We start from the raw sequence: 24046 nt of genomic DNA, 5'->3' as shown, positions 1-24046 counted from the left end.
GGTGGCTTTTTGCAGCCTCAAAAAAGCTTGCGGATGCGGGCTCCGCGTTATAAGGTAGAACGTGAAGCCGTAGGACATACCTCGCGATACCGGAAGGATAAGGACAGATCATGATTAACAGACCGTTTCATATGATTAAAGCCTTTAATTTTTTTGTGTACGGCGCTATTGCGGTGTACAGCACTTTTTTTGCCTTGTATTTGCAATCCGTCGGCATGTCGACCTTGGAGATCGGCGCCTTGATGGCCGGAGGGCCGGTCGTATCGCTGCTCGCGAATCCGTTCTGGGGGTATTTAAGCGACCGGTTCCGCAATATCCGGCTTATTCTGATCTTCATGCTGACCGGGAGCATGCTTATTATGCAGTTTGTGTTTTTGAGCGGGTCGTATACGTTAATTTATGCGGCGATGCTCTGTTTTTTCTTTTTTCAAATGCCGTTATTCTCGCAGAGCAACAGCCTGATCTTGAACAGCATCGAAGGGACGGCGCATCAGTTCGGCGCGTTCCGACTGTTCGGCTCGCTTGGCTGGGCGGTCATGGCGGCCGGGGCGGGGCCCGTCATCGGCAGGATCGGCATCGATCGGCTTTGGATCGTTTATACGGCGATGATGCTGCTGGCGCTGGCTTTTGCAATGGCGCTGCCCAAGGGAGAATCGCACGGCGCGGCGGGCAAGCGGAAGGTCCGGATGGTTTCGCTGCTCGGCAACCGGTTGTTTGTACTTTTTTTGGCCATCGGGCTCGTCATTTCGATACCGAATTCGATGAACACGACGTTCATCTCTCTCTATATTTCGGATTTGGGCGGCGAGGCGTCGCTGATCGGCTGGGCGGCCTTCTGGTCGTCGATTTTCGAAATTCCCGTTTTTCTGCTGCTGGACCGGTACTTGAAGAAAAATACGGGAACGATGCTGCTGTGCGTCGTTGCCATCGGCCTATTATATGCCCTGCGATGGTTTCTCATGGCGGATGCGGACAATGCCAGGCAGATCATCTATTTCCAAATGCTGCACTGCCTGACGTTCGGTATGTACTACTATATCGGGACGCAGCTGACGGTGATGCTTGTCCCTGCCGAGCTGCGGGCTTCCGGCCAGGCGCTATACGCGCTTACGTACGGCGGCTTATCAGGCATGGCAGCGGGAGTCGTCGGCGGCTGGATGTTCCAGGCGCTCGGACCGGCTGCGATGTACCGGTCGGGCGGATTTTTGTCCTTGGCGGGGAGCGCCGCGTTTTTGCTGCTCTATTGGCGCTTGCGCAGGAAGGGAGAGTCTGCCTTACCGGTGCAGGCTGGGGGCTGATATCGTGCTTGTGCAACCTTTTCGATTGAGGGAGCGTTGATTTATATAGAACGTGACCAAACTAGTTGAAAAGGTGGAATGTTTTATGAAAAAACGGTTCAGTATGACGGCTGCAGCGCTCTTGCTGTCTGTGTCGATGGCGTCCCAGGCTTTTGCAGCCGATGTGTTTGCCGATATCGCAGGTTCTGCAAGCAAAGCCCAAATCGAAGCTCTTCAGCAGAAGGGCATTATTAAAGGGGTGACGGCTACGGAATTTCATCCGGAGGACCAATTGACGGCAGCCCAGGGCATTTCGCTCATCGTGAGAACGACTCAGATCAGCCTGGCGGCGTTCAGCTTCATAAAAGCTCCTTTAGCGGACGACTATTACACGAACATTGCGAATGACGCTTGGTATGCAGAGGATTTTGTCATTGCTCAGGTTAACGGCCTCGACATCCCGGCGGACATTGACCCGAACGCGGCGCTGACGAAGGAGGAGTTCGTGCATTACCTGGTGCAGGCGGTTGAGCTGACTGGACAGTATCCGACTATCAAAATGTACATTCCGATCGCGGATGAAGATGACATTAACGTGGATTATCAAGGCACGATTCAGCGGGCGCTGCTGTACAAATTCCTCACTCTCGACGAGGAAGGGAATTTCGATCCGTCGCATGTGCTGACCCGCGCGGAGGCGGCCGCCATCTTGTTCGAAGCGCGCGCCTTCATCGATGCTCATCAGGACGACGAGGTCGATATGCCGGAAGAGGAGCCGCAGCAGGATAGCGGAGTGTAATTAGCGAAAGCGGCCGTATGGGAGCTATCCTGTGCGGCTGCTTTTTTGTTGGGAAAAAGTGCGGTGGTGCGCGCGGTCCAAGGCTCCGTTTTTTTTGCGATTTCGTGAGTTTTGGACAGTTGGAGTGACACAGGATCCGTTATTGGCTTCCGAACGCTGCTTTTTAGATCGATTTCCGGCAAGTAGCGGAATAGGAGTCCGGAACCTCGGGAATTCGGGGGTTTTTGGGGGGATAGGGATTGTGTGTCCGTGCCGACTTCATCTCCATCGAAGTGCCGGTGTGTTCTGATCTCTTGAGGTTAGGACTGCAGAAAGCCGCATGTGATTTCAATGGAAAATTGAAAGCTTACCATGCTTTTTGTATAATGCCATTGATTATAATGTATGGCATTGGGAATAATCGATTGTCATAGTAAAATAGATATGTCATGTGAATATTATTCCAGGAGGTTATCGAATGGAGCAAACACCGGTAAAGCTTGGAGAAGGCGGCAGGATCGTAATCCCGTCTGAATATAGAAAGGCCCTTGGTTTAAATATCGGAGACGAGCTTTTGCTGCATATGGAAAATGGCAAGCTCATCCTCATGACTCGGTCACAAGCTATTGCCTATGTGCAGGAGCAAATGGCCCGGTATGTGACCGATGGACGACAACTTTCGGATGAGTTGATTGCGGATCGAAAGGAACAATCCAAGCATGAATGACATTTTCGTTTTCGATGCATCTGCACTGCTGGCATTGTTGTACAAGGAACCTGGGCATGAGATGGTGTCGACCTGCCTGGGTGGCCGCAGCAGGCTATCGGCAGTTAATCTGGCTGAAATAGTAGGTAAAACGCAGCCTTTCGGATTATCTGCAGATCAGCTTTTGTCTTATCTCCATTTGCTTGGTCTGCAAATCATCGACTTCAGTCAAGACTTGGCCATTCAAGTTGGGGCGATGCGAGCGACATCTCAGTTTTCGGGATTATCACTGGGGGATTTAGCGTGCCTTGCATTAGGCAAGCAGTTGGAATGCCCAGTCATCACTGCCGATCGAGCTTGGAAGCATACAGACTTCGGAGTGGAAATTATTCTTATTCACTGATACTCCGGCTGGCTGAAGGGGGCGTCATTAGATGGTGATGCCCCCTTCAGCCGGCAGTCCGTCTATTTGGCAAAAAACACCGCAAAGCCATCATATTTGTACACGCAATCGGCTTCCGCGAAGCCGGCCTCGTTCAGCCATTGCAGCTGCTCCGGAACGGTTGCGTTAATGTCCGATTTTCTGCGTTCGATCGAGGCAGCCAGCGCTTCTTCAGGCAGACCGCTTGCACGTACGGCTGCTTTCCACCTTGACATATAGGTCTTGTCGATAGCGGGAGTTGCGCCTGCCGCCTGATCGGCATTCACGAAGCAGCCTCCCTCGGCCAGAAGTCCGCGAATGGTGCCGAACAGATCTCTTTTGGCCTGATGGGTCAAGTGGTGAATGGACAACGAGGAGATGACCGCATCGTAGCGCTCCGTGAAAGCATAGCTGGTGTAATCGGCCGCAATGTACTGCACGTTCGGATCGCCTGCGAAGCGAATGCGCGCCTGCTCCAGCATTTCTCCGCTGAAATCGATGAGTGTGAGCTCCGCATCCGGGTATTTGCTGCGGATGAACGCGGAGAACAGTCCGGTTCCCGCCCCCAGATCGAGAATGCGCGGTGTTTGCCTTTCGCAAGTGACCCACTCCGCCGCCGTTCCGTAAAAATCATCAAAGCAGGGAATCAGCTGCCTCCTCTGACGGTTATAATGCTTCGCGCCTGCGCTAAACTGTTTTTGCACAATTTCACTCATTGGTTTGCCTCCTTGGGATGGAATATGCATGGGTTAACCATCAAGATGCCTGTGCTGTCGGTTTGGTTAAGGTGTATTTTACAGGGGGAGTTTTTATTTTTGAAATATATAAAGTGAATATACGTTATAGTTTAAAACTATAAACAAAACGTGGTTGCGCATCCCCGCTTTTGGTGGTATTATGAGTGAAATTTAAATTTAACGGTTGTCGTTTATCCGTCAGGATGAGCGAAATAATCATACATTCGATGACGAGAAAGAGTACGCCAAGCGCTTGATCGAACAGAGAGTTGGGGGAGCTGAAAACCAACGTTCGGGCGCCGCGGAAAGCCATCTCCGAGAAGCAGGCTGAAATTCAGTAAGCTCTGCCGCAGGTCCAGCGTTAACGGGAACGCGTATTGATGGATACGTTGCGGAGAGCCGTGCTTTTTGATGTGGAGCGCGGAACTAGGGTGGTAACACGGGTGAAGACTCGTCCCTTTTTGGGGACGGGTCTTTTTTTATTTCAAAAAAGGGGGAAACGCGAATGAAAACATGGACGATGAATGAAAGGTTGGCGCCTGCAGCGCGGCAAATTCCGCCTTCGGGCATCAGGAAGTTTTTTAGCCTCGCGGAGGGGAATAAGGATATGATATCGCTTGGAGTCGGGGAGCCGGACTTTGTCACTCCCGAGCATGTGCGGGCTGCCTGCGTGCGTGCGCTGGAGCAGGGGAAAACGACCTATACTCCGAATGCCGGCTTGCTCGAGCTACGCGAGGAAATTGCGATTTATCTTGATAAAAGGTTCGGGCTGCGCTATGAGCCATCGGACGAGATGATGGTGACAGTGGGGGGGAGCGAGGCGATTGATTTGGCGCTGCGCGCTTTGATCGTGCCCGGCGATGAAATTTTGGTGCCTGTTCCAAGTTACGTTGCGTATTCCCCGATCGCGCAGCTGAACGGCGGCAAAGTGGTTGAGGTGGAGACGTTCGCGAGGGACGGTTTTAAGCTGACGGCCGATGCGCTGCGGCCGCATTTGTCTCCGAAATCGAAGGTGATGATTCTCAATTATCCGAGCAATCCGACCGGCGGAATTATGACTTATGAAGATTGGCTGCCGATCGCGAAGCTGGCGGAGGAGCATGATCTCATCGTTGTGACGGATGAAATATATGCCGAGCTTACTTATGAAGGAAAACATGTCAGCTTCGCCTCGCTGCCGGGCATGAAGGAGAGAACGCTGCTGATCAGCGGGTTTTCCAAAGCTTTTGCGATGACGGGCTGGCGGATCGGTTACGCGTGCGGCAACAAGGAGCTGATCGGAGCCATGCTGAAGATTCACCAGTACACGGTCATGTGCGCCCCTATTCTTGGACAAATCGCGGCAATCGAATCGCTGCGGAACGGGCTTGAGGAGATGGAGATGATGATCGAATCGTACAGCCGGCGCAGGCGGATGTTTGTGAAGGGGCTCCGCGAGATCGGACTGGCATGCCATGAGCCGATGGGCGCCTTTTATGCTTTCCCGTCTATCGCTCGGACAGGGCTAAGCTCCGACGAATTCGCCGGGCGGCTCATTGTCGAAGCGGGCGTGGCTGCTGTTCCGGGGCATGTGTTCGGCCTCGGAGGCGAAGGCTTTCTCCGCTGCTCCTACGCCACCTCGGTTGCCAAGCTGACGGAAGCGCTGGAGCGGATGGACAGGTGGTTGAGGACATTAAAGGGTTAGAGCCAAGGGGACCTACTTGTTCGAAGTTTACTGGCCTGACATAAACTTGTTAACGTCGACTAACCTGCCGTTCACCAAATTTTCGACCACCAGCCGACAGCCGCTGCACTTTTTACATCAAAAACCTGACATGGGAGCGGGGGCGGCGAGTTGTGATGCACATATGCAGCAGAATTCGAGCCAGATGGCGGGTTTGAGCGCTAAATGGTGGATTCTGCTGCATAAAGTGCAGTCTAGCCTAGGCGAAGTTAGTTAATGAGGCTGTTTGCTGCATAAAGCGCAGCCTAGGGTAACGAGGTCGGCAAGAGGGGAAACTGATACATAAAGTGCATCAGATTAGGCCTCTAAAGTAACATAAGTCGATCTAACACCTTTCACCCTGATAGAGAATCGCCGCCGCTGCACTTTTTACATCAAAAACCTGACATGGGAGCGGGGGCGGCGAGTTGTGATGCACATATGCAGCAGAATTCGAGCCAGATGGCGGGTTTGAATGCTAAATGGCTGGTTCTGCTGCAAAAAGTGCAGCCTGTATGAAGGAGAGTTAGTTACGGAGACCGTCTGCTGTATAAAGTGCAGTCCGGCAGAGGCGAAGTTAGTTAGTGAGGCCGTCTGCTGCATAAACTACAGTCTAGCCGAGGTGGATAGTTAGTGAGGCTGTTTGCTGTATAAAGTTCAGCCTGGCGGTGATGAGATTGGCTAGTGGGGGAAACTGCTGCATAAAGTGCATCAGTACGCAGTGATAGTAACTATACAAGTAACGAACTAAAGCGCAAGTTAGGTTACGCATTGTTTCGTCTAACAGCCTTTTAAAACAGCTTCTCCAATGCCCCTTCAGCTAACTTATATTGCCGGACATCTCTGCCATTCTTAACAGGCAGGAGAAGTTTTTGCTCAACAAGGGAATGCAATCTTTTCACGGCGGTACGGTGATTGATGTTCAGCGCGTTGCTGACATCCTTAGGGCGAATATTCCGGCCGAGTGACCACGAAAGCTGCAGCACCTCCCGGTCCCTGGCGTTTATCAGCCGATCTGTCTGATTATTGATGAGATAGGGGGCGAGGCAAAGCTTAAGCAGCATTCGGCAAATCTCAGGACGGTATTTGATATCGTCTACCGTAAAATGCAGCATCCTCCATCCCATCCCGGTCAAAAAAGTATCCCGGTTCACCGCGTAGCTATGCTTCTCTCTATCCATATCTTTGATGTGGCTCTGAAAGCCGTCGCATTCTATTCCAAAGCGTCCAAATGGCGGAAGGAATGCAAAATCCAGATATACCGATTTCCGATTCCAATCCAGAACCTCATACTCCGGATGCAGGTACTCGAAATGACCGAATACAGGCCACCATACATTTTGGAGCATCAGCTTTTCCGCGTAATCATGCCCTCTGACCAGTCTCCTCTTCCGTTCGCCCTTTCGGAGTTCCTCGTGATAGGCGATAAGGTCGTTATGTGCTTGTTCGAATGAGCTCATCTATGAACCCTCCTTTACAACAAATAAAAAAAACGCCCTGAAACCATCGGATGGTTTTAGGACGTTCTTCGTCTGCAGTCAGTATAACATTCAATTCATAATGTTCCAATAGCCTCGATTCTGCGAATCGCTGGCGATATTGAACGTTGATCAAAACGTGTAAAGTTCTGCTGCACTTTTTGCAATAGAAACCTGACATGAGAGCGGGGGCGGCGAGCTGTGATGCACATATGCAGCAGAATGCGAGCCAGTAGGTGGGTTTGAGCGCTAAATGGTTGATTCTGCTGCAAAAAGTACAGTCTGGATGAAGGAGAGCTAGTTACGGAGGCCGTCTGCTGCATAAAGTGCAGTCTAGCAGAGGCGAAGTTATTAGTGAGGCTGTCTGCTGCATAAAGTGCAGTCTAGCAGAGGCGAAGTTATTAGTGAGGCTGTCTGCTGCATAAAATGCAGTTTGACGGTGATGAGGTATGCTGGAGGGGGAGTCTGATGCATAAAGTGCATCGGATTGGGCCTCTAAAGTAACATAACTCGTTCAAACGCCTGTCACCCTGGAAAGAAAATCGACGCTGCTGCACTTTTTACATCAGAAACCTGACATGGGAGCGGGTGCGGCGAGTTGTGATGCACATATGCAGCAGAATTTGAGCCAGTTAGTAGGGTTGAGCGCTAAATGGTGGATTCTGCTGCAAAAAGTGCAGCCTGTATGAAAGGGAGCTAGTTACGGATGCCGTCTGCTGCATAAAGTGCAGTCTAGATGAAGGGGAGCTGGTTACGGAGGCCGTCTGCTGTATAAAGTGCAGTCCGGCAGAGGCGAAGTTAGTTAGTGAGGCCGTCTGCTGCATAAAGTGCAGTCTAGCAGAGACGAAGTTAGTTAGGCTATCTGCTGTAAAAAGTACAGCCTGGCAGCGATGAGGTATGCTGGAGGGGGGAGTCTGATGCATAAAGTGCATCAGAACTTAAGTTGCATAACTGGTTATCGCAGTATAGCACACAGAAGCTTGTTTATGGTACGTTTAGGCTATGTGTCGAGCCAGTCACAAAAAAAGGGAGAGATGAGTGTGTCGGAGCAGTCGAAAGAGTGGATTTTGCATTCGGTCATTTTCAGCTTGAAGCATGAGGAGGGCTCGGAGGAGGAGCGCCGGTTTTTGGAGGACGGGGAGCGGATTTTAACCTCGATTCCGGTCGTGAACAACTTCCGCGTGTACAAGCAGGTCAGCCCCAAAAACGAATACCGCCACGGCTTCGCGATGGAATTCGCCAATCAGGACGATTACGAGGCGTACAACGATCATCCGCTGCATGTGCAGTTTGTGAACGAGCGGTGGCTGACGGAAGTCGAGAAATTTCTAGAAATCGATTACAAGAACTGAGCTGGCGATTGAAGATTTGGACGATAGGGCCTATAATGAGCGATAGAGATAGAACATTTTCGAACAAATATGAACAAAAAGGGAAGAGGGACTTACGGATGAAAAAGCTTAGAGTGCTGCAGCAGCTGACGGAAGCGGGCGTTGTAGCAGTATTGCGCGCGGACTCCCCGGAGGAAGTGGCGGAAATGGCGCGCCGCGCCATTAAAGGCGGCATCAAAGCCATCGAGATTACGATGACGGTACCTTTCGCGCTTCGCGCGATCGAGCAGCTGTCGCAGGAATTTTCCAGCTCCGTATCTCCGGATGCGGACAACTTTGCGATTATCGGAGTTGGTACCGTGCTGGATCCGGAAACGGCTCGCGCGGCGATTTTGGCCGGTGCCGAATATGTCGTTGCCCCGTCGCTTAACGCCGATACGATCAAGCTTTGTAACCGCTATGCGATTCCTGTGATGCCGGGCACGATGACGATCCAGGAAATTCAAACGGCGCTTGAGCTTGGCGTTGACGTAGTTAAGCTGTTCCCGGGCAACCTTTATTCGCCGAGCGTCATCCCGTCCATTAAAGGACCGCTGCCGCAGGCGAACGTTATGCCGACAGGCGGCGTATCGCTGGACAACCTGAAGGACTGGATCAAGGCGGGTGCAGTTGCGGTTGGCATTGGCTCCGACTTGACGAAGGATGCCGTGAAGACCGGCGATTTCTCGCTGATCGAGAAGAAGGCGGCGGCGTATATCGCAGCTTACCGCGAAGCGAAAGGCCTGTAAACGCGGATTTACCCCGGTGGAGCGGTTGACGCTTTGCCGGGGTATTTTTGCGGGAAAAGGAAGGCATTTGCGTAGAAAAAGGTAATGTTAAGCCCGGCTGCTTGCTTCTCGGCGGGAATAGCGTTATAACAGAAACAGGGTCTTTTTGAAATATAGGAAAGTATACGTTTTCTCCGTACTTGGCCTATATTTCTCGGAATGAAACGCGCCGCGCCGCCATAAGCACAGAGCTGAGCTGCGCAAAGATGCAGCTAACCGTTCGTGCGCAGCGACAGCCGTTTCACCTTGCTATAAATGAAATGAACAAGAAGGAGTGTTTTGAAGCGATGGATTACCGGATTGAGAAGGACACGATGGGGGAAATCAAGGTTCCCGCGGACAAGCTTTGGGGAGCGCAAACGCAGCGCAGCCTTCAGAACTTTAAGATCAGCGGAGAGCGCATGCCGATTGAAGTCGTCTACGCGATGGCGTACATAAAAAAAGCAGCTGCGAATGCGAACGAGAAGCTGGGCGTGCTGGATTCCGCCAAAGCGGCTATCATCGGCGAAGCGGTCGACGAAATCGTATCGGGCAAATGGGATGAGCATTTCCCGCTCGTCGTATGGCAAACAGGCAGCGGCACGCAAACGAACATGAACGTGAACGAGGTTATTGCGAACCGAGCTAACGCTTTGCTTGCAGAGCGCGGCAGCGATGTGCGCATTCACCCGAACGACGACGTGAACCGGTCCCAAAGCTCGAACGACACCTTCCCTGCAGCGATGCATATCGCGGGCGTTATTGCGCTTGAGGACAAGCTGCTCCCGGCGATCGACGTGCTGAACGGCACCCTTCGCGCAAAAGCGGAGAAATTTAACGATCTCGTCAAAATCGGCCGTACCCATCTGCAGGATGCAACACCGATCACGCTCGGCCAGGAAATCAGCGGCTGGTACTCGATGCTGGACAGAACGCGCGAGATGCTGGTGCAAAGCGTGGAGCAAATGCGCGATTTGGCGCTTGGCGGCACAGCTGTAGGCACGGGGCTGAACGCTCACCCGGATTTTGCGGTGAAGGTAGCTGAAGAAGTAACCGAGCTGACAGGCAAACGCTTCATTACGGCAGCGAACAAGTTCCACTCCTTGACGAGCCATGACCAAATCGTGTACACGCATGGCGCGGTCAAAGCTCTTGCGGCGGATTTGATGAAAATCGCCAACGACGTCAGATGGCTGGCGAGCGGTCCGCGCTGCGGCATCGGCGAAATTACGATCCCGGAGAACGAGCCGGGCAGCTCCATTATGCCGGGCAAAGTAAATCCGACGCAAAGCGAAGCCATTACGATGGCGGTATGTCAAGTAATCGGCAACGATACGGCGATCTCGATGGCGGCCAGCCAAGGCAACTTCGAGCTGAACGTATTTAAACCCGTTATTATCTACAACTTCCTGCAATCCGTGGCGCTTATGGCTGACGGCATGATCTCTTTTAACGATAATTGCGCGATCGGCATCGAGCCGAACGAAGTTGCGATCAAGCGCAACCTTGATCAGTCGCTTATGCTTGTAACGGCGCTGAACCCGCATATCGGCTACGAGAATGCGGCGGCCATTGCGAAGAATGCGCACAAAAAAGGACTGACCCTGAAGGAGTCCGCCATCGCAAGCGGCCTGCTTACTTCGGAACAGTTCGACGAGTTCGTCCGTCCGGAGAACATGATCGGCAAGCGTTAATCGCTTGTTCATATAAGGCTGCTGCCTTGTCATCATAATTATGATGGCGGGGCGGCGGTCTTTTTTTGTTAAGATGACCGTTAAGTGGATTGGCTACAGTTATTTTTCAGAGAAAGCTTGTTTCCGGGGGGATAGCTGGATTTGATGTAGTTCCTTTGCGCACTTTTCCGGTTTTGGCCAAATGCTTTCCTATTTAGCTACGCCGAATGCAGTTATTTTTAGGACACGAGTCGGAAAGCCGGTATTAGATACATGCAATACAGTTATTTTCTTCGAATCGGGGGTCAAATTTATGGCGGAACGGATAGGCTTACAACACCGCTGCGACGCCGTTTGAAGTGAAGAAACGGCCTATTTGTGGTATGATACGAGTGGTTGTGTGCGGGACTATATCTTTTGAAAAAGTAGGTTTGCCAAATGCATTTATTATCTGTTGAACATATAACGAAGAGCTACGGGGAGAAGGTGCTGTTCGAAGATGTCACGTTCGGAGTCGAGGACGGGGACAAAATCGGCATCATTGGCGTTAACGGCACGGGAAAATCGACCTTTTTGAAGGTGATCGCGGGTCTCGAGCAGGCCGATTCCGGCACGGTGTCCGTCGGCAGCCGGGTAACGGTGCGGATGCTGTCGCAGGATCCGGCATTCGCTCCCGGCGAAACGGCGCTGGAGCATGTGCTCGGCGGCGATTCGCCGCAGCTTCGCGCGGTCCGCGCTTACGCGGACGCCTTGACGGCAATCGAGCTGAAGCCGGGCGATGAGGCGCTGCAGGAGCAGCTGATTAAAGCGAACCAGCGCATGGACGAGCTGGATGCTTGGCAGCTGGAGAGCGATGCGAAGACGGCGCTTTCGAAGCTCGGCATTCAAGATTTTGACGCGAAGGTGGAGACCTTCTCCGGCGGGCAGCGCAAACGTGTCGCCATGGCGGCGGCGCTGCTGCTGCCGTCCGACGTCCTCATTCTCGACGAGCCGACGAACCATATCGACAACGATTCGGTAGCCTGGCTGGAAGGGATGCTCCAGAAGCGCAGAGGGGCACTGCTCATGATCACGCACGACCGTTACTTCCTCGATCGGGTCAGTAACCGCGTCATTGAGCTGGATAAAGGCCAGGCTTATTTCTATCAGGCGAACTACAGCCGGTTTCTCGAGCTGAAGCTGGAGAGGGAAGAGCGGGAGGCGGCATCGGAGGCCAAGCGCCAAAACTTGCTCCGGAACGAGCTGGCCTGGATCCGCCGCGGCGCCAAGGCGAGAACGACGAAGCAGAAGGCAAGGATCGACCGTTTCGAAGCGCTGAAGGCGGATGCGCCGAAGCAGGCGGGCGGCAAGCTGGAGGTATCGGTGGCCTCGAGCAGGCTTGGCCGCAAAATTATCGAAATCGAAGGCGTGAAAAAAAGCTACGGTGACCGGACGCTCATCCGGGATTTCAGCTACATTGCCGTGCCGGAGGACCGGGTCGGAATCGTCGGCCGCAACGGAAGCGGGAAGTCGACGCTGCTTAAGCTGATCGCAGGCCGGCTGGCGCCGGACGAGGGGACGGTGGAGCTGGGCGCAACGGTCAAGCTGGGCTGGTTCTCGCAGGAGCATGAAGAAATGGACCAATCGCTGCGCGTCATCGAATATATTCGCGAGGGCGCGGAGCAGGTGAAGACGGCGGATGGCACGACGATTTCGGCCAGCCAAATGCTCGAGAGGTTTCTGTTCGCGTCGGCGATGCAGTGGACACCGATCTCCAAGCTGTCGGGCGGCGAGAAGCGGCGCGTGCAGCTGCTGCGGGTGCTCATGAATGCGCCGAACGTGCTTCTGCTCGATGAGCCGACGAATGATCTCGACATTGCGACTTTGACGGTGCTGGAGGATTATTTGGACGATTTTGCGGGCGTCGTGTTTGTCGTTTCCCATGACCGCTACTTCCTGGACCGGACGGTGGACAAAATCATTGCGTTCGAAGGGAACGGCGTCATTACGCATCATACGGGCAATTATTCCGATTATCAGGAGTTCGTGGAAAAGCACGGCGGCGGTCCGGAGCGGGAAGCTTCGGCTCCGTCGAAGGCTGCGGCTGCGAAGACAGAAAGCGCTGCCGTATCGGGCGCCGGCAAACCGGCAGGCCGCGAACGCGCCTTGAAGATGTCTTACAAGGATCAAAAAGACTTCGAGCAGATCGACGGCTGGATCGCCGATGCCGAAGCGGAGCTGGCTTCCGTCGCCGAACGGATGGAGGAGGCCGCCAGTGATTCGGTGCGGCTGCAGGAGCTAGCGGCCGAGCAGCAGCAGCTCGAGGAGAAGCTGGAGCAGCTGATGGACCGCTGGACCGAGCTCAATGAGCTGGCCGAGAAAATCGCGGCTCAAAAATAACGGATAGGCTGCTATCGTGCAGAGGGGCATTTTACATGCTTGACTTTTAAGGGGGTTAAGGACGAATGGGAGCTACCGATATTCGCAACATTTATTGCATCGGCCGGAATTACAGGCTGCATGCGCTGGAGCTGGGCAATGAGGTGCCCGACGAACCGATGGTGTTCACGAAGCCTTCGCACGCTGTTGTGCCGATGAACGGGAGTGCCGTTGAAGTGCCAGGTGATGCAGGTGAAGTGCACTTCGAGCTCGAAATCGTGCTGCGGATCGGCGCAAGGTACGAGCCTGGTGCGGACACGGACCGGCTTGTCGACGGCCTGGCGCTCGGACTGGATTTGACGCTGCGCGACGTGCAGTCGAAGCTGAAAGCGAAGGGACAGCCATGGCTGCCGGCGAAAGGCTTTAAAGGCTCGGCGCCCCTTGGCGAGTGGTTCCCTTACCCGGGCTCGGCCGCGCTGGCAGAGACGGAGTTCGTTTTGCTCCGGAACGGAGAAACGGCGCAGCGGGGCAAAGCGGCCGACATGCTGTTCGGAGTATCCGAGCTGATTCACTATATCGGCAAGCACTATGGACTCGATGCGGGCGATATCATTTACACGGGAACGCCTGCCGGCGTTGCTGCGCTGCATGAAGGCGACCGTTTGCAGGCTTTATGGTCAGAGAAGGAAGTAGGAAGCTGTACGATTAAGCTGGCATAGGAAGCGGCAGTACCGAGACGATTGAACGAGGTTTCGGACTGGCTGCTTCAGCATCGATCACTGTTACATGAATACCCCCGGACAGTCCGAAAATCGGACGATCCGGGGGATTTTTGCATGTAGGAATTAGATCATTTACCGTTAAATGCGCTAAGCATCCATACATGCTTCTCGAGTGACGTGTGGATCGCGAGCAGCATGTCGGCCGTTGTTTCGTCTCCGGCTTCCTGGGCGGCTTCCATGCCTTCCTTCAGCTCGCCGATCACGGTCGTGAAGTCCTCGATCAGCTGATCGACCATTTGTACGGCATCTTCTTTGCCGGTGGCTTCCTTAATGCTGGATGCTGACAGATATTCCTTCATCGTGGCGACAGGCTTGCCTTTCACGGCAAGCAGACGTTCGGCGATTTCGTCGACGTGAAGGGCGGCTTCCTCGTATAATTCCTGAAATTTGGCATGCAGCGTGAAAAACTGAGGTCCGGTTACATACCAATGGTAGTTGTGAAGCTTAATGTATAGGACGCTCCAGTTCGCAATTTGCAGGTTCAGTTGATCTTGTACTTTTTTTGACATGTTGATCATCCTTTCTCACGGTAGTTTGCGCCGTAAACAGCCCTTGAATACGATAACGGAGGAAAAAGATAGTCTGTTGATCGCATTAAATTTAGACCTGATCCTTGTTTATAATTATTACAAACTAGGCTGCGCTTGTCAAGATTATTACACCGGATGGGAAGAGATGAAACAGGCTTTCGTCAGGATAATTTTTGAGGTGGTGACGAAGCGTATTGCGGCGGGTAACGAAACTTTCTATCGTTCATGTGCTGATCGAGGTAACTTGTGGGACTAATAGCGATAGTAAATAGCGTTAAATGTGTCGTCCGGCGAGTTTTGGGCAAGGGGAAGACAGAGGGATAGCGGGATAGCGATACTTCTATCGCTCTCGTGCGGTTCGAGCTAACTTTTGGAATTATAAGCGATAGTTATTAGCATTAATTGCGTGGTCCGGCGAGCGCGGGATAGACGCCCAGTCAACCTGCGCCAAAAAATAAGCCCGAAGCATCGCTTCGGGCTTCCACTCGCGTTATAACACGTTTCGCAGATAATCAAACTTACCCTTGTACCTCGCGAAACGGTCCGTATCCGCCATTAAACGGCGTTAACCTTTTACATCGTTCGCGTCATTCTGTCAACACTGCATCAGCGATCATTCATGCCTCGGAGCGCTGCGCTTATCAGCACTAAATCAGCACTCTATCAGCACCCCGTCAGCGAACAAATTACACTTCCGCTACCCCTGGCTGTACGGCTTCCGCTTTTTTCTCCGCCTCCGCCAGCATGAACAGCGTTAGAACAAACATCGCATGCGACCAGGTCAGCGGGACGACCCAGGCGGTTTCGCCTGTGAATTTGTCGATCTGCTCCGGAAGGAGGCCCGTTTCCGTACGGTGCCGGACCGCCCAGCTCAGCAGCCGCTTCGCCTCGTCGATCGCGCCCGTCTGGATACGGTAATGGGCAAGCCACAGCGTCGTCAGAATCCAAGGGTTACCGCCGATATAGTGATCATCTTCATAACGCTTGATGCCGCCGACGCCGGAAACGGTCAAAGCCGCTTCGACCGCATCGGCCGTGCGGCGCATCCGCTCGTCATCGGCAGAAACGGCGGCGAACGGAACGGAAATGCCGAGCAGGCTGATGTCGAGGACAGGATCTTGCTCAAGAATGTGCTTTTTGTAGCCTTTGTTGCCTGTAACGATGCGCCCCGCCGCTCCAGCCGCGACAGCTGCCGCATATTTCTCCGCGTTCACCGTCAAATTCACGCCTCTGTAAAAGCTGCCGCCTGCCTCATTCCAGCATAGCTCCCCGATCGCCGCCGCGATCCGGCCGGCCGCAGCCTGCCACTGCCCGGCCAGGTCGCTGCGTCCGGCCAGGCCTGCAAAGCCGGCCGCCGCCGTCAAGCCGCCGTACACGGCCGCGGAAGAATAGGTGTGGGATGCTTCGCGCTCCTCCCACAGATCCATGCTCGGCCGCGGCAGCCCGCTTTCCGGATCGAGGAAGCCGATCAGGAAGGCGGCGCCTTTCTCGACGGCCGGCCAAACCTGCTCGGCGAAGCGGTCATCCTTTTTTTCCAGATAATGCTGCCACATGCCCCATAGGATGGAGGAGCCTTCGTCGATCTGCAGGCCCCAGGACGGAGCCAGGCTGCCGTCATGGTAGTGGCGCTGCTGCCAGGAGCCGTCCGGCGACTGGGCCGATAGCGTCCAGGCATAGAAGCGGTCGGACAGGGAGCCGAGTCCGGCTTTATCGAGCGCCGTCGTAATGAACGCGGCATCGCGGCCCCAACAGTACGAATATCCGCCGCAGCGGACGAAGTTCTCGTCAAACTCGGGAGCGGCAATGATGCTGCCGGTTTTCTCGTCGGACATCAGCTTGAACATCAGCAGCGAGCGGTCGTACAGCTTGGAAAGCTCGGCATCTTCGACCGGGCAAGGGGCCGCCGCATCGAGAAAGCTGTTCCAGTAAGCTGCGGTTTGCTGCGCCCATTCGGAGCCCGATTTGCTCTTGGCGACGCTCATTTGATGCACAACGCCAGCTTCGTCATGGCCCGCCGCGATATAGACGGGAATAGTCACGGATGCGCCGGGAGCCAGCTCCTCGATCGCCCATTTTAAGGCGCCGTCGGGCCGCATGTCGATGCCGCACCCGTTTAAATCGCCTGTCTGCACGCTGTCCCAGGAGAGACCTGCCTGATAACCAGCGCATACGTTTGCACTCGAAAGCGCAAAATAATACTTATGCCGGAAGTGAACCAAGCCGTCCATTTCTTCATTGAACATCGTCGTGTTGTATAACCGGTTTTCGTTTAAATAAAAAGAAGAATGAAGGACGAAAGAGAAACTAACCGGGCTCACGTCCGTGTTCGTAAACGTATATTCGCGTACGATCAGGTCCTCGCCGGGAACGGCGAAGTGCCGGCTTACCACTTCAACCGGATGTTGCGTGGAGCGCGCTCCGATCCGCAAGATGTTCGTTCGGGCAACATAGGTGGCTTCATGCGACCACCCGTCCGCCTCCCCGTCAAACCAGGAGACAGGGGATTGCCCCTGCTGAATTCCGGTGCGGATGGCGTCGACGTGCTGCGGCAGATCGATATTCGGCCACCACAGGCGGTAAAGCTTGCCGGTGCGGCCGAGTGATGCCAGTAAGCTGGAGTTGCCGATAATGGCGTCTACGAGAAACGGTTTTTTGCTGGACATAGAGTCAGCTCCTTTTGGATACGGTTTGGATGGATGATTCCCGGACGATTAACCGGTGCGGGATGATCATGCGGCTTTGATGAACGTCTTCTTCTTGAATGAGACGGATGAGCATTTGCGATGCGGTGTAGCCGAGCTGATACGTGCCGATATCGATGGAGCTGATCGGCGGCGTTGCGAGCTCCGACAGGGCGATGTTGTTGAAGCTGACCAGGCTGAGATCGTCCGGCACCTTGTAGCCGAGCTCGGTCAAGCCGCGCAGGACGCCAAAGGCAACGACATCGTCAATGGCGACCAACCCGCTCGGCCTCTCCGGCAGGCTCATCATAAACGACATGGCGCGGTAGCCGCTTTGCTGCAAAAACTCTCCTTCGACGATCCATTCGGAGCGGACGGGAAGCCCGGCCTCCTGCATCGCACGGCGGTAACCATTCATCCGGTCCTGCGCAACGGTCAGCGCGGGGGGACCGCTTACAAAACCGATTCGTTCATGCCCCTGTAAAATCAGATGCTGTGTCGCGTCGTATGCCGCTTGTTCATTATCGTTGTCGACGGACAAAATGTTCGAATGCCCTTCCGTGCGGCCGATCAGAACAGTCGGAAATTTGTGCTTATCGAGCAGGTCGATCAGCGGGTCGTTTACCCGCGAGGATAAAAGGATGACGCCGTCGACTCTGCGGCCGAGCACCAGGCGTGACACCGTCTCGGTTTCATCGTTCGGCGAGGTGGCGGTCGTGAGCAGCATGTCGTAGCCGGCGCGGGTGGACTGGGTTAAAATGCCCCGCAGCAATTCTCCGAAGAAGAAGTCCTGAAAGAGCTCCTCGGCAGGGCGCGGCAGCATAATGGCCAGCGTCTGCGTCGTCTTCGAAACGAGGCTCTTCGCCATCACATTCGGGTGATAACCCATTTCTTCCATGAAGCGTTTAACCTTCTGCGAAGTCGCTTTGCTTATTCTCGGGTGGTTGGATACAACTCTGGAAACCGTAGAAGGCGATACTCCTGCGGCTTTGGCAATATCTTTTATCGTTACCATACGGAAAGCCTCCATCGTGCAATCGAGTGTGCAAGTATATGCTTCATCCTAATGCAACTGTTGCCTAAATGTAAATATATATCTTAGGAAAGCGTTGCACAAATATTGAAATACTGACTAAACCGGAGATTTCGTTAGAAAAATGAAGATATGCCCCTGTTCTTTCTTCATAACGAACTGTGCAAACGTTTTAACAAATTCATTGGGCTGTTGTATGATGAACACACGAATAGAACGCTTACAACGCGCCAACAAGTCCGGAATCATGCAGGGAAAAGGTGAAAATACCGTTTTTTCTGCATTTTCTCGACATGCTTGTACAAACGTTTGCCCAAACTTGTCGTCCTAAGAAAAACGCCTTGCGAGGCGTGTGAAAAAGCTGGATTGCGCAGCGTTTGCGGGTACACAGCATTTTAAGAGAGTGGGCTTACCGGAACGGTTGGAGCGGACATCATTCAGAAAGTCAGGCATGCCACACATTTATGAAGGGGGATCATCCAGTATGAAAAAATGGTTGGTTACGACTATGGTTGCGGCTTTGTTCGTCGTGTCCGCATGCGGCGGAGCGAATAAAGGAGCAGGCACCGAAAATCCGGGCAATGCGACGAATGCGCCAACGAACAACGCTTCCGGCAACGCAAATGAAGGAACTACCGGCGCGGAGGACATCGTTCCGGAAGAAGGCGCATCGCTGCTCGTATGGGAAAGCAAGGAGGAGCGTCCGTTCGTCGAGGCGATTGCGAAGGAGTTCACGGAGAAATACGGAATCGACATCAAGTTTGAGGAAATCGGCGCCGGCGATCAGGTCAACAAGCTGGTTACGGACGGACCGGCCGGGCTTGGCGCGGACGTGGTGCTGTTCCCGCATGACAACCTCGGCAAAGCCGTAACGGCCGGCCTTATTCTTCCGAACGATTTCTATGAGGAGCAATCGAGAAGCGCCAACTCCGAAATCGCGGTTAACGCGGTATCTTACGACGGAGTCCTCTACGGGTACCCTCGTTCCGTTGAAACGTATGCGCTGTTTTACAATAAAGCACTTATTAAAGAGGTGCCTAAAACGTTCGACGAGATCGTCGAATTCGCCAAAACGTTCAACGATCCGAAAAACAACAAATACGCCCTCATGTGGGACGTAGGCAATTTTTATTTCAGCTACCCGTTCATCTCGACCGGCGGCTACGTATACGGCGACAACGGACAGAACAAGGACGATATCGGCCTGAACACGGAAGGCGCCATCAAAGGCCTGAGCTACTACGGCTCCCTGAAAAACAGCCTTTTGCCGCTGAACTCCGGCGACATTAACTACGATATCAAAAAAGGCCTGTTCACGGCCGGCACGCTGGCGATGGACATTAACGGGCCTTGGACGATCGGCGATTACAGAAACGCGGGCATCGATTTCGGCGTAGCTCCGCTGCCTAGCATTAACGGCCAGCCGGCTTCCTCGTTCTCCGGCATCAAAGCCTGGTACGTCAACTCGTTCTCGAAATACCCGAATGCGGCTCGTTTGTTCTCGTACTTCGCATCGACGAAGGAAGCTCAGCTGAAAAACTTCGAGCTGACGGGAGCGATTCCTGCGAACAAAGAAGCGGCTGCGGATCCTGCCGTACAAAGCAACGAAATCGTGAAGGGCTTCCTGGAGCAGTTCAACCAGTCGACGCCAATGCCTTCCATTCCGGAAATGGGCAACGTATGGAGCCCGATCGGAGCGGCGTTCTCGGACGTATGGAACAACGGCAAAGACGCGAAAGCGGCGCTTGACAACGCGGTTCAGCAAATCAAAGACGCGAACAATGGCGCAGCCGCCAAATAACCAATTCCGAAGACGGTCTGCCCGCCGAAGCGATTCGGCGGGTAAACCACCGTTTATCACGCATATTTCTTCATATGAGAGGAAGGGAGCCAGGCGGCATGAATCGTCACCGCAGCACCGCGGCTATTTTGTCAGCACTCTTCATGGGGCTTGGGCAATGGTATAACCGCCAGTTCATCAAAGGCTTGATTTTATTCGCTGTCGAAGCGGCAGCGCTCGCTTATTTTATTCCGAATTTCGGCAGAGCCGTATGGGGCGTTGTGACGCTCGGAGAAAAGACGCAAGGGTTTGAGAAGGTAGGCAGGGTCATGGTTCGGGTCGAAGGGGATCACTCGATTTTTCTTCTGATCAGCGGACTTATTACGATTTTTTTATTTGCGATTTTTCTCGTTTTTTATATCTCGAATATCCGCGATGCATATCAGACGGGCAAGTTAAGGGAAACAGGCGTCAAGCCGGCAGGCTTCAGGCAAACCTGGGAGCATGTTATGGATCAAAAATTCCCGCATCTCATGCTGACGATACCTGCAATCGGCGTTTTGTTCCTGACGATTATGCCGATCGTTTTTATGGTCATGCTTGCTTTCACGAACTATGCATCGCCTGACCATATTCCGCCGAATAAGCTTGTCGACTGGGTCGGCTTTCAGACGTTTGCGAATTTGCTGACGCTCAAAACGTGGAGCCATACGTTCATCGGCGTCTTCACGTGGACGATCATATGGGCGGTCATCGCGACGGTGACGACTTACTTCGGGGGCATTCTCGTCGCGCTCCTGATCGAATCGAAGGGCGTCCGCTTCAAAAAGCTTTGGCGCACGATTTTCATCATTCCCTATGCCATCCCGCAGCTCATTTCGCTGCTCGTGATGCGCAATTTATTTAATGGACAGTTCGGTCCGATCAATCAGTATCTCGGTTATTTCGGACTCGACCGGCTGCCGTGGCTGACCGACCCGTTCTGGGCGAAGGTGACCGTCATCCTGGTCAATATGTGGGTCGGCATTCCGGTGTCGATGGTGCTTATTCTCGGCGTGCTGACAGCCATTCCGAAGGATCTTTACGAGGCGGCGGACGTGGACGGGGCGACGGGCTTCCAAAAATTCAAAATCATTACCATCCCGTTTATCCTATTCTCCACTGCGCCGATTCTGATCATGCAGTTCGCAGGCAACATCAACAACTTCAACGTCATTTTCCTGCTGACGAACGGCGATCCGGTCAAGGGCGATTACCAGTTCGCGGGAAGCACCGACCTGCTGGTTACCTGGCTGTATAAGCTGACGCTGAACAACAGCCAATTCAATATGGCTTCGGCGATCGGCATCATCATATTCCTGATCGTGGCGTCCTTCTCCATCTGGAACTACCGCCGCTCCCGGTCATTCAAAGAGGAGGATATGATCCAATGAAAATGGGACGCAAAACCGCAAATGCGGTTCGTCTGACTTTTAGCTACCTGATCCTGATTGCGATTGCCGTTTGTGCCGTCTATCCGGCCCTTTGGGTGCTGCTGTCCTCGCTGCGTCCGGGCACCGCGCTGTTCAGCCCGACGCTCATTCCGGACCAGTTCACGCTGGCGCATTACAAGGAATTGTTCACGAGCCCGAGCTTCCGCTACGGCAACTGGTATGTGAATACGCTGAAAATCGCGATGCTGACGATGATTTTCTCGACGATTCTGACGACGCTCAGCATGTATGCCTTATCGAGGTTCCGCTTCCGCGGCCGCAAAAATATTTTGACCACGATGCTGGTGCTCGGCATGTTTCCCGGCTTCATGAGCATGATCGCGATCTTCATCTTCCTGCTGCAGCTGAACCTGCTCGATACGCATACGGCGCTTGTTCTTGTGTATTCCGCGGGCTCGGTGCTGGGCGGCTTCGTCGTAAAAGGGTTCTACGACACGATTCCGCGCAGCCTGGACGAGGCGGCGCGCATCGACGGCGCCTCGCATTTGCAGGTGTTCATCAAAATCATGCTGCCGCTATCGCGGCCGATGCTGACTTACGTAGCGCTTACGTCCTTTACGGGCGCATGGGTCGACTTTATTTTTGCCAGACTTGTGCTGCGCAGCAAAGAAAACTGGACGCTTGCGGTCGGCATGTGGGATCTGGTCAGCTCGTATCAAAACAGTAATTTCACGCTGTTCGCGGCGGGTGCCGTTCTCATCGCGATTCCGATTACGCTCCTGTTCGTCTTCCTGCAGCGTTTCCTGGTGCAGGGCTTGATGTCGGGCGCCTCGAAGGGATGATGCGATGAGCTCCTTGCGTTTGCGCCGGTTGTTGCCGGCGCTGCTGATTTTGCTGCTCGCCGCTCTGGCGGCATGCTCAGGTAACGACGGGGGAAGCGGCACCGCTTCCGCACCGGAGAGGGAAGAATCCACTGAGCAGGCGGATTCTCCCGGTGCCGTTCCCGCCTCCTATGAGGCGGATGAGCAGCCGGGAAGCGTTTTTTATGAAGTATTTGTCCGCTCCTTCTACGATACGAACGGCGACGGGGTTGGCGATCTGAACGGCGTCACCGCCAAGCTCGATTATTTGAAGGAGCTCGGAATAGGCGGCATTTGGCTGATGCCGATTACGGCTTCGCCCAGCTATCACGGCTACGACACAACCGATTATTATGCGGTGAATCCGGAATACGGCACGCTGGACGATTTGAAGAAGCTGACGGAAGAAGCGCATAAGCGGGACATTAAGGTCATTATGGATCTTGCCGTCAACCATACCGGCAGCGAGCATCCCTGGTTCAAGGAGGCGCTTGCCGATCCCGGGAGCCCGTACCGGAGCTGGTATACGTTTAAGCCGGCAGCGGAGCAGGCGCCTGCAGACGGAGCGGTGGACGGCAATCCGTGGCATGCTGCCGGCGACTCGAAATATTTAGGCGTTTTCTGGGGCGGAATGCCCGATCTGAACTTCGACGAGCCGAAAGTGCGGGAGGAAATGATCAAGATCGGCCGGTTTTGGCTGGAGCAGGGGCTGGACGGCTTCCGTCTGGATGCGGCCAAGCATATTTACGGCGACTTCAAGTCCAGCGTCAGCACTCCCGAGGTCCAGGCAGCCAACCAAAAATGGTGGCAGGAATTCCGCGCCGGCCTGAACGAGACGAATCCGGACGCCTATTTGATCGGGGAGGTATGGGATTCGCTGGCCGTCATCGCTCCTTATTTCGACCGGGCGTTCGATTCGGCCTTCCACTTCGATCTGGCTGACCGTCTGATCAGCTCGGCACGGAGCGAGCAGGATGCCGATCTGGCTTTCTCGCTTGGAAGAGCTTACGGCGTGTACGGCAAAGCGTCGGGAGGCACGTTTGTGGACGCGCCTTTTCTTAGCAATCATGACCAAAACCGGGTGATGACGGCGCTGGACGGAAATATCGAGCATGCCAAAATGGCGGCGGCGCTGCTGCTTACCCTGCCGGGGACGCCGTATCTCTATTACGGCGAGGAGATCGGCATGAAGGGCGCCAAGCCGGATGAATATATCCGCGAGCCGATGAACTGGTACAGCGATCCGGCGGGCGGCGAAGGCCAGACGTCGTGGGAAAGCTCCCGCTACAATGCGGAGGCGGGAGCGGTATCCGTCGAAGCGCAGCTGGAGGATGGAGAGTCCCTGCTCAGCCATTACCGCGAGCTGATCAAATGGCGGAACGAAGAGCCCGCTTTGCGAGACGGAACGATCGCCGAGTTCAAGCTGCAAGCTGCGAACCCGAAGCTGAGCGCCTATGTGCGCGTCACCGAAAATGATCGGGTGCTCGTCGTGCATAATCTGTCGGGCGAGCCGCAGACGGCGGAGCTTCCGACATCTGATGTCTATGGTGCGTTCACGGAGCTGATCCGCTCGACCGTCAAGGACGCCGCGCTGGAAGAAGGCAGGCTGACGCTTCCCGCTTACAGCAGCGTTATTTTGAAGTAATTGGAGAGAACCGCCGGATCAAGGGCAGGATGACC

At 54.1% G+C, this 24046-nt stretch carries 19 protein-coding genes and 1 other annotated feature; of the genes, 14 read left to right on the top strand and 5 right to left on the bottom strand.

Going from position 1 to position 24046, the window contains the following annotated elements; all coding sequences use genetic code 11:
* The first annotated feature begins 110 nt into the window (after positions 1-110).
* From KP806_RS17465 to KP806_RS17450, 4 genes are all read left to right on the top strand, one after another.
* Positions 111-1298, top strand: coding sequence for an MFS transporter (locus KP806_RS17465; RefSeq protein ID WP_224725008.1), 1188 nt, complete (start codon positions 111-113; stop codon positions 1296-1298).
* An 85-nt stretch (positions 1299-1383) separates the two neighbouring features.
* On the top strand, positions 1384-2076 hold the full coding sequence (locus KP806_RS17460; RefSeq protein ID WP_224725007.1) for an S-layer homology domain-containing protein: 693 nt from the start codon (positions 1384-1386) through the stop codon (positions 2074-2076).
* Positions 2077-2533: 457 nt separating this feature from the next.
* Positions 2534-2782, top strand: a complete 249-nt coding sequence (locus KP806_RS17455) for an AbrB/MazE/SpoVT family DNA-binding domain-containing protein (protein WP_224725006.1) — start codon at positions 2534-2536, stop codon at positions 2780-2782.
* The gene (locus KP806_RS17450; RefSeq protein WP_224725005.1) at positions 2775-3164 is read left to right on the top strand and encodes a type II toxin-antitoxin system VapC family toxin; all 390 of its coding nucleotides are present in this window, start codon (positions 2775-2777) and stop codon (positions 3162-3164) included. Before KP806_RS17455 ends, KP806_RS17450 begins: the two co-directional genes overlap by 8 nt.
* A 62-nt stretch (positions 3165-3226) precedes the next feature.
* On the opposite strand, the gene KP806_RS17445 is transcribed toward KP806_RS17450, so the two are convergent.
* Positions 3227-3898: a class I SAM-dependent methyltransferase gene (locus KP806_RS17445; protein ID WP_224725004.1), complete on the bottom strand. Its 672-nt coding sequence runs from the start codon at positions 3896-3898 to the stop codon at positions 3227-3229.
* Positions 3899-4137: 239 nt separating this feature from the next.
* Positions 4138-4381: a binding site (T-box leader), on the top strand.
* 43 nt (positions 4382-4424) lie between these two features.
* Between KP806_RS17445 and KP806_RS17440 the strand changes: the two genes are divergently transcribed.
* Positions 4425-5603: an aminotransferase class I/II-fold pyridoxal phosphate-dependent enzyme gene (locus KP806_RS17440; RefSeq protein WP_224725003.1), complete on the top strand. Its 1179-nt coding sequence runs from the start codon at positions 4425-4427 to the stop codon at positions 5601-5603.
* An 809-nt stretch (positions 5604-6412) separates the two neighbouring features.
* Here the strand turns inward: KP806_RS17440 and KP806_RS17435 are convergent.
* Entirely contained in the window at positions 6413-7081 is a 669-nt protein-coding gene (locus KP806_RS17435; protein ID WP_224725002.1) for an endonuclease domain-containing protein, read from the bottom strand.
* Between the two features lie 1052 nt (positions 7082-8133).
* Between KP806_RS17435 and KP806_RS17430 the strand changes: the two genes are divergently transcribed.
* The 5 genes from KP806_RS17430 to KP806_RS17410 all read left to right on the top strand — a co-directional run bounded on the left by KP806_RS17430 (position 8134) and on the right by KP806_RS17410 (position 13986).
* Complete coding sequence (locus KP806_RS17430) at positions 8134-8451, top strand: Dabb family protein (protein WP_224725124.1); 318 nt, start codon at positions 8134-8136, stop codon at positions 8449-8451.
* Between the two features lie 98 nt (positions 8452-8549).
* Positions 8550-9218 carry a bifunctional 2-keto-4-hydroxyglutarate aldolase/2-keto-3-deoxy-6-phosphogluconate aldolase gene (locus KP806_RS17425; protein WP_224725001.1) on the top strand — a complete coding sequence of 223 codons (669 nt, stop codon included), beginning with the start codon at positions 8550-8552 and terminating at the stop codon, positions 9216-9218.
* Positions 9219-9544: 326 nt separating this feature from the next.
* Positions 9545-10930, top strand: a complete 1386-nt coding sequence (gene fumC, locus KP806_RS17420; RefSeq protein WP_224725000.1) for a class II fumarate hydratase — start codon at positions 9545-9547, stop codon at positions 10928-10930.
* Between the two features lie 417 nt (positions 10931-11347).
* Positions 11348-13288, top strand: coding sequence for an ABC-F family ATP-binding cassette domain-containing protein (locus KP806_RS17415; protein WP_224724999.1), 1941 nt, complete (start codon positions 11348-11350; stop codon positions 13286-13288).
* Between the two features lie 65 nt (positions 13289-13353).
* Positions 13354-13986, top strand: a complete 633-nt coding sequence (locus tag KP806_RS17410; protein ID WP_224724998.1) for a fumarylacetoacetate hydrolase family protein — start codon at positions 13354-13356, stop codon at positions 13984-13986.
* A 131-nt stretch (positions 13987-14117) separates the two neighbouring features.
* On the opposite strand, the gene KP806_RS17405 is transcribed toward KP806_RS17410, so the two are convergent.
* The 3 genes from KP806_RS17405 to KP806_RS17395 all read right to left on the bottom strand — a co-directional run bounded on the left by KP806_RS17405 (position 14118) and on the right by KP806_RS17395 (position 18275).
* Entirely contained in the window at positions 14118-14558 is a 441-nt protein-coding gene (locus KP806_RS17405; protein ID WP_224724997.1) for a Dps family protein, read from the bottom strand.
* Between the two features lie 707 nt (positions 14559-15265).
* Entirely contained in the window at positions 15266-17242 is a 1977-nt protein-coding gene (locus KP806_RS17400; RefSeq protein ID WP_224724996.1) for a glycoside hydrolase family 15 protein, read from the bottom strand.
* A 4-nt stretch (positions 17243-17246) separates the two neighbouring features.
* Entirely contained in the window at positions 17247-18275 is a 1029-nt protein-coding gene (locus KP806_RS17395) for a LacI family DNA-binding transcriptional regulator (RefSeq protein WP_224724995.1), read from the bottom strand.
* A 502-nt stretch (positions 18276-18777) separates the two neighbouring features.
* Here KP806_RS17395 and KP806_RS17390 point away from each other — a divergent pair.
* The 4 genes from KP806_RS17390 to KP806_RS17375 all read left to right on the top strand — a co-directional run bounded on the left by KP806_RS17390 (position 18778) and on the right by KP806_RS17375 (position 24011).
* The gene (locus KP806_RS17390; protein WP_224724994.1) at positions 18778-20094 is read left to right on the top strand and encodes a sugar ABC transporter substrate-binding protein; all 1317 of its coding nucleotides are present in this window, start codon (positions 18778-18780) and stop codon (positions 20092-20094) included.
* Positions 20095-20192: 98 nt separating this feature from the next.
* Complete coding sequence (locus tag KP806_RS17385; protein WP_224724993.1) at positions 20193-21506, top strand: carbohydrate ABC transporter permease; 1314 nt, start codon at positions 20193-20195, stop codon at positions 21504-21506.
* A 2-nt stretch (positions 21507-21508) separates the two neighbouring features.
* Positions 21509-22348 (top strand): sugar ABC transporter permease, encoded by an 840-nt coding sequence (locus KP806_RS17380; protein WP_224725123.1) that lies wholly within the window; start codon positions 21509-21511, stop codon positions 22346-22348.
* Between the two features lie 4 nt (positions 22349-22352).
* A complete protein-coding gene (locus KP806_RS17375) occupies positions 22353-24011 on the top strand; it encodes an alpha-amylase family glycosyl hydrolase (protein WP_224724992.1) in 1659 nt (552 codons plus the stop codon).
* The last annotated feature ends 35 nt before the right edge of the window (positions 24012-24046 follow it).

The organism is Paenibacillus vietnamensis (genome assembly GCF_020169515.1).
In the GTDB taxonomy this organism is placed as follows: domain Bacteria; phylum Bacillota; class Bacilli; order Paenibacillales; family Paenibacillaceae; genus Pristimantibacillus; species Pristimantibacillus vietnamensis.
This window is presented reverse-complemented; position numbering and strand designations above follow the sequence as displayed.

Excerpts from the sequence above, each read along its gene's own strand:
- KP806_RS17465 (WP_224725008.1), top strand. The coding sequence starts at position 111 with ATGATTAACAGACCGTTTCATATGATTAAAGCCTTTAATTTTTTTGTG.
- KP806_RS17460 (WP_224725007.1), top strand. The coding sequence starts at position 1,384 with ATGAAAAAACGGTTCAGTATGACGGCTGCAGCGCTCTTGCTGTCTGTG.
- KP806_RS17455 (WP_224725006.1), top strand. The coding sequence starts at position 2,534 with ATGGAGCAAACACCGGTAAAGCTTGGAGAAGGCGGCAGGATCGTAATC.
- KP806_RS17450 (WP_224725005.1), top strand. The coding sequence starts at position 2,775 with ATGAATGACATTTTCGTTTTCGATGCATCTGCACTGCTGGCATTGTTG.
- KP806_RS17445 (WP_224725004.1), bottom strand. The coding sequence starts at position 3,898 with ATGAGTGAAATTGTGCAAAAACAGTTTAGCGCAGGCGCGAAGCATTAT.
- KP806_RS17440 (WP_224725003.1), top strand. The coding sequence starts at position 4,425 with ATGAAAACATGGACGATGAATGAAAGGTTGGCGCCTGCAGCGCGGCAA.
- KP806_RS17435 (WP_224725002.1), bottom strand. The coding sequence starts at position 7,081 with ATGAGCTCATTCGAACAAGCACATAACGACCTTATCGCCTATCACGAG.
- KP806_RS17430 (WP_224725124.1), top strand. The coding sequence starts at position 8,134 with ATGAGTGTGTCGGAGCAGTCGAAAGAGTGGATTTTGCATTCGGTCATT.
- KP806_RS17425 (WP_224725001.1), top strand. The coding sequence starts at position 8,550 with ATGAAAAAGCTTAGAGTGCTGCAGCAGCTGACGGAAGCGGGCGTTGTA.
- fumC (WP_224725000.1), top strand. The coding sequence starts at position 9,545 with ATGGATTACCGGATTGAGAAGGACACGATGGGGGAAATCAAGGTTCCC.
- KP806_RS17415 (WP_224724999.1), top strand. The coding sequence starts at position 11,348 with ATGCATTTATTATCTGTTGAACATATAACGAAGAGCTACGGGGAGAAG.
- KP806_RS17410 (WP_224724998.1), top strand. The coding sequence starts at position 13,354 with ATGGGAGCTACCGATATTCGCAACATTTATTGCATCGGCCGGAATTAC.
- KP806_RS17405 (WP_224724997.1), bottom strand. The coding sequence starts at position 14,558 with ATGTCAAAAAAAGTACAAGATCAACTGAACCTGCAAATTGCGAACTGG.
- KP806_RS17400 (WP_224724996.1), bottom strand. The coding sequence starts at position 17,242 with ATGTCCAGCAAAAAACCGTTTCTCGTAGACGCCATTATCGGCAACTCC.
- KP806_RS17395 (WP_224724995.1), bottom strand. The coding sequence starts at position 18,275 with ATGGTAACGATAAAAGATATTGCCAAAGCCGCAGGAGTATCGCCTTCT.
- KP806_RS17390 (WP_224724994.1), top strand. The coding sequence starts at position 18,778 with ATGAAAAAATGGTTGGTTACGACTATGGTTGCGGCTTTGTTCGTCGTG.
- KP806_RS17385 (WP_224724993.1), top strand. The coding sequence starts at position 20,193 with ATGAATCGTCACCGCAGCACCGCGGCTATTTTGTCAGCACTCTTCATG.
- KP806_RS17380 (WP_224725123.1), top strand. The coding sequence starts at position 21,509 with ATGGGACGCAAAACCGCAAATGCGGTTCGTCTGACTTTTAGCTACCTG.
- KP806_RS17375 (WP_224724992.1), top strand. The coding sequence starts at position 22,353 with ATGAGCTCCTTGCGTTTGCGCCGGTTGTTGCCGGCGCTGCTGATTTTG.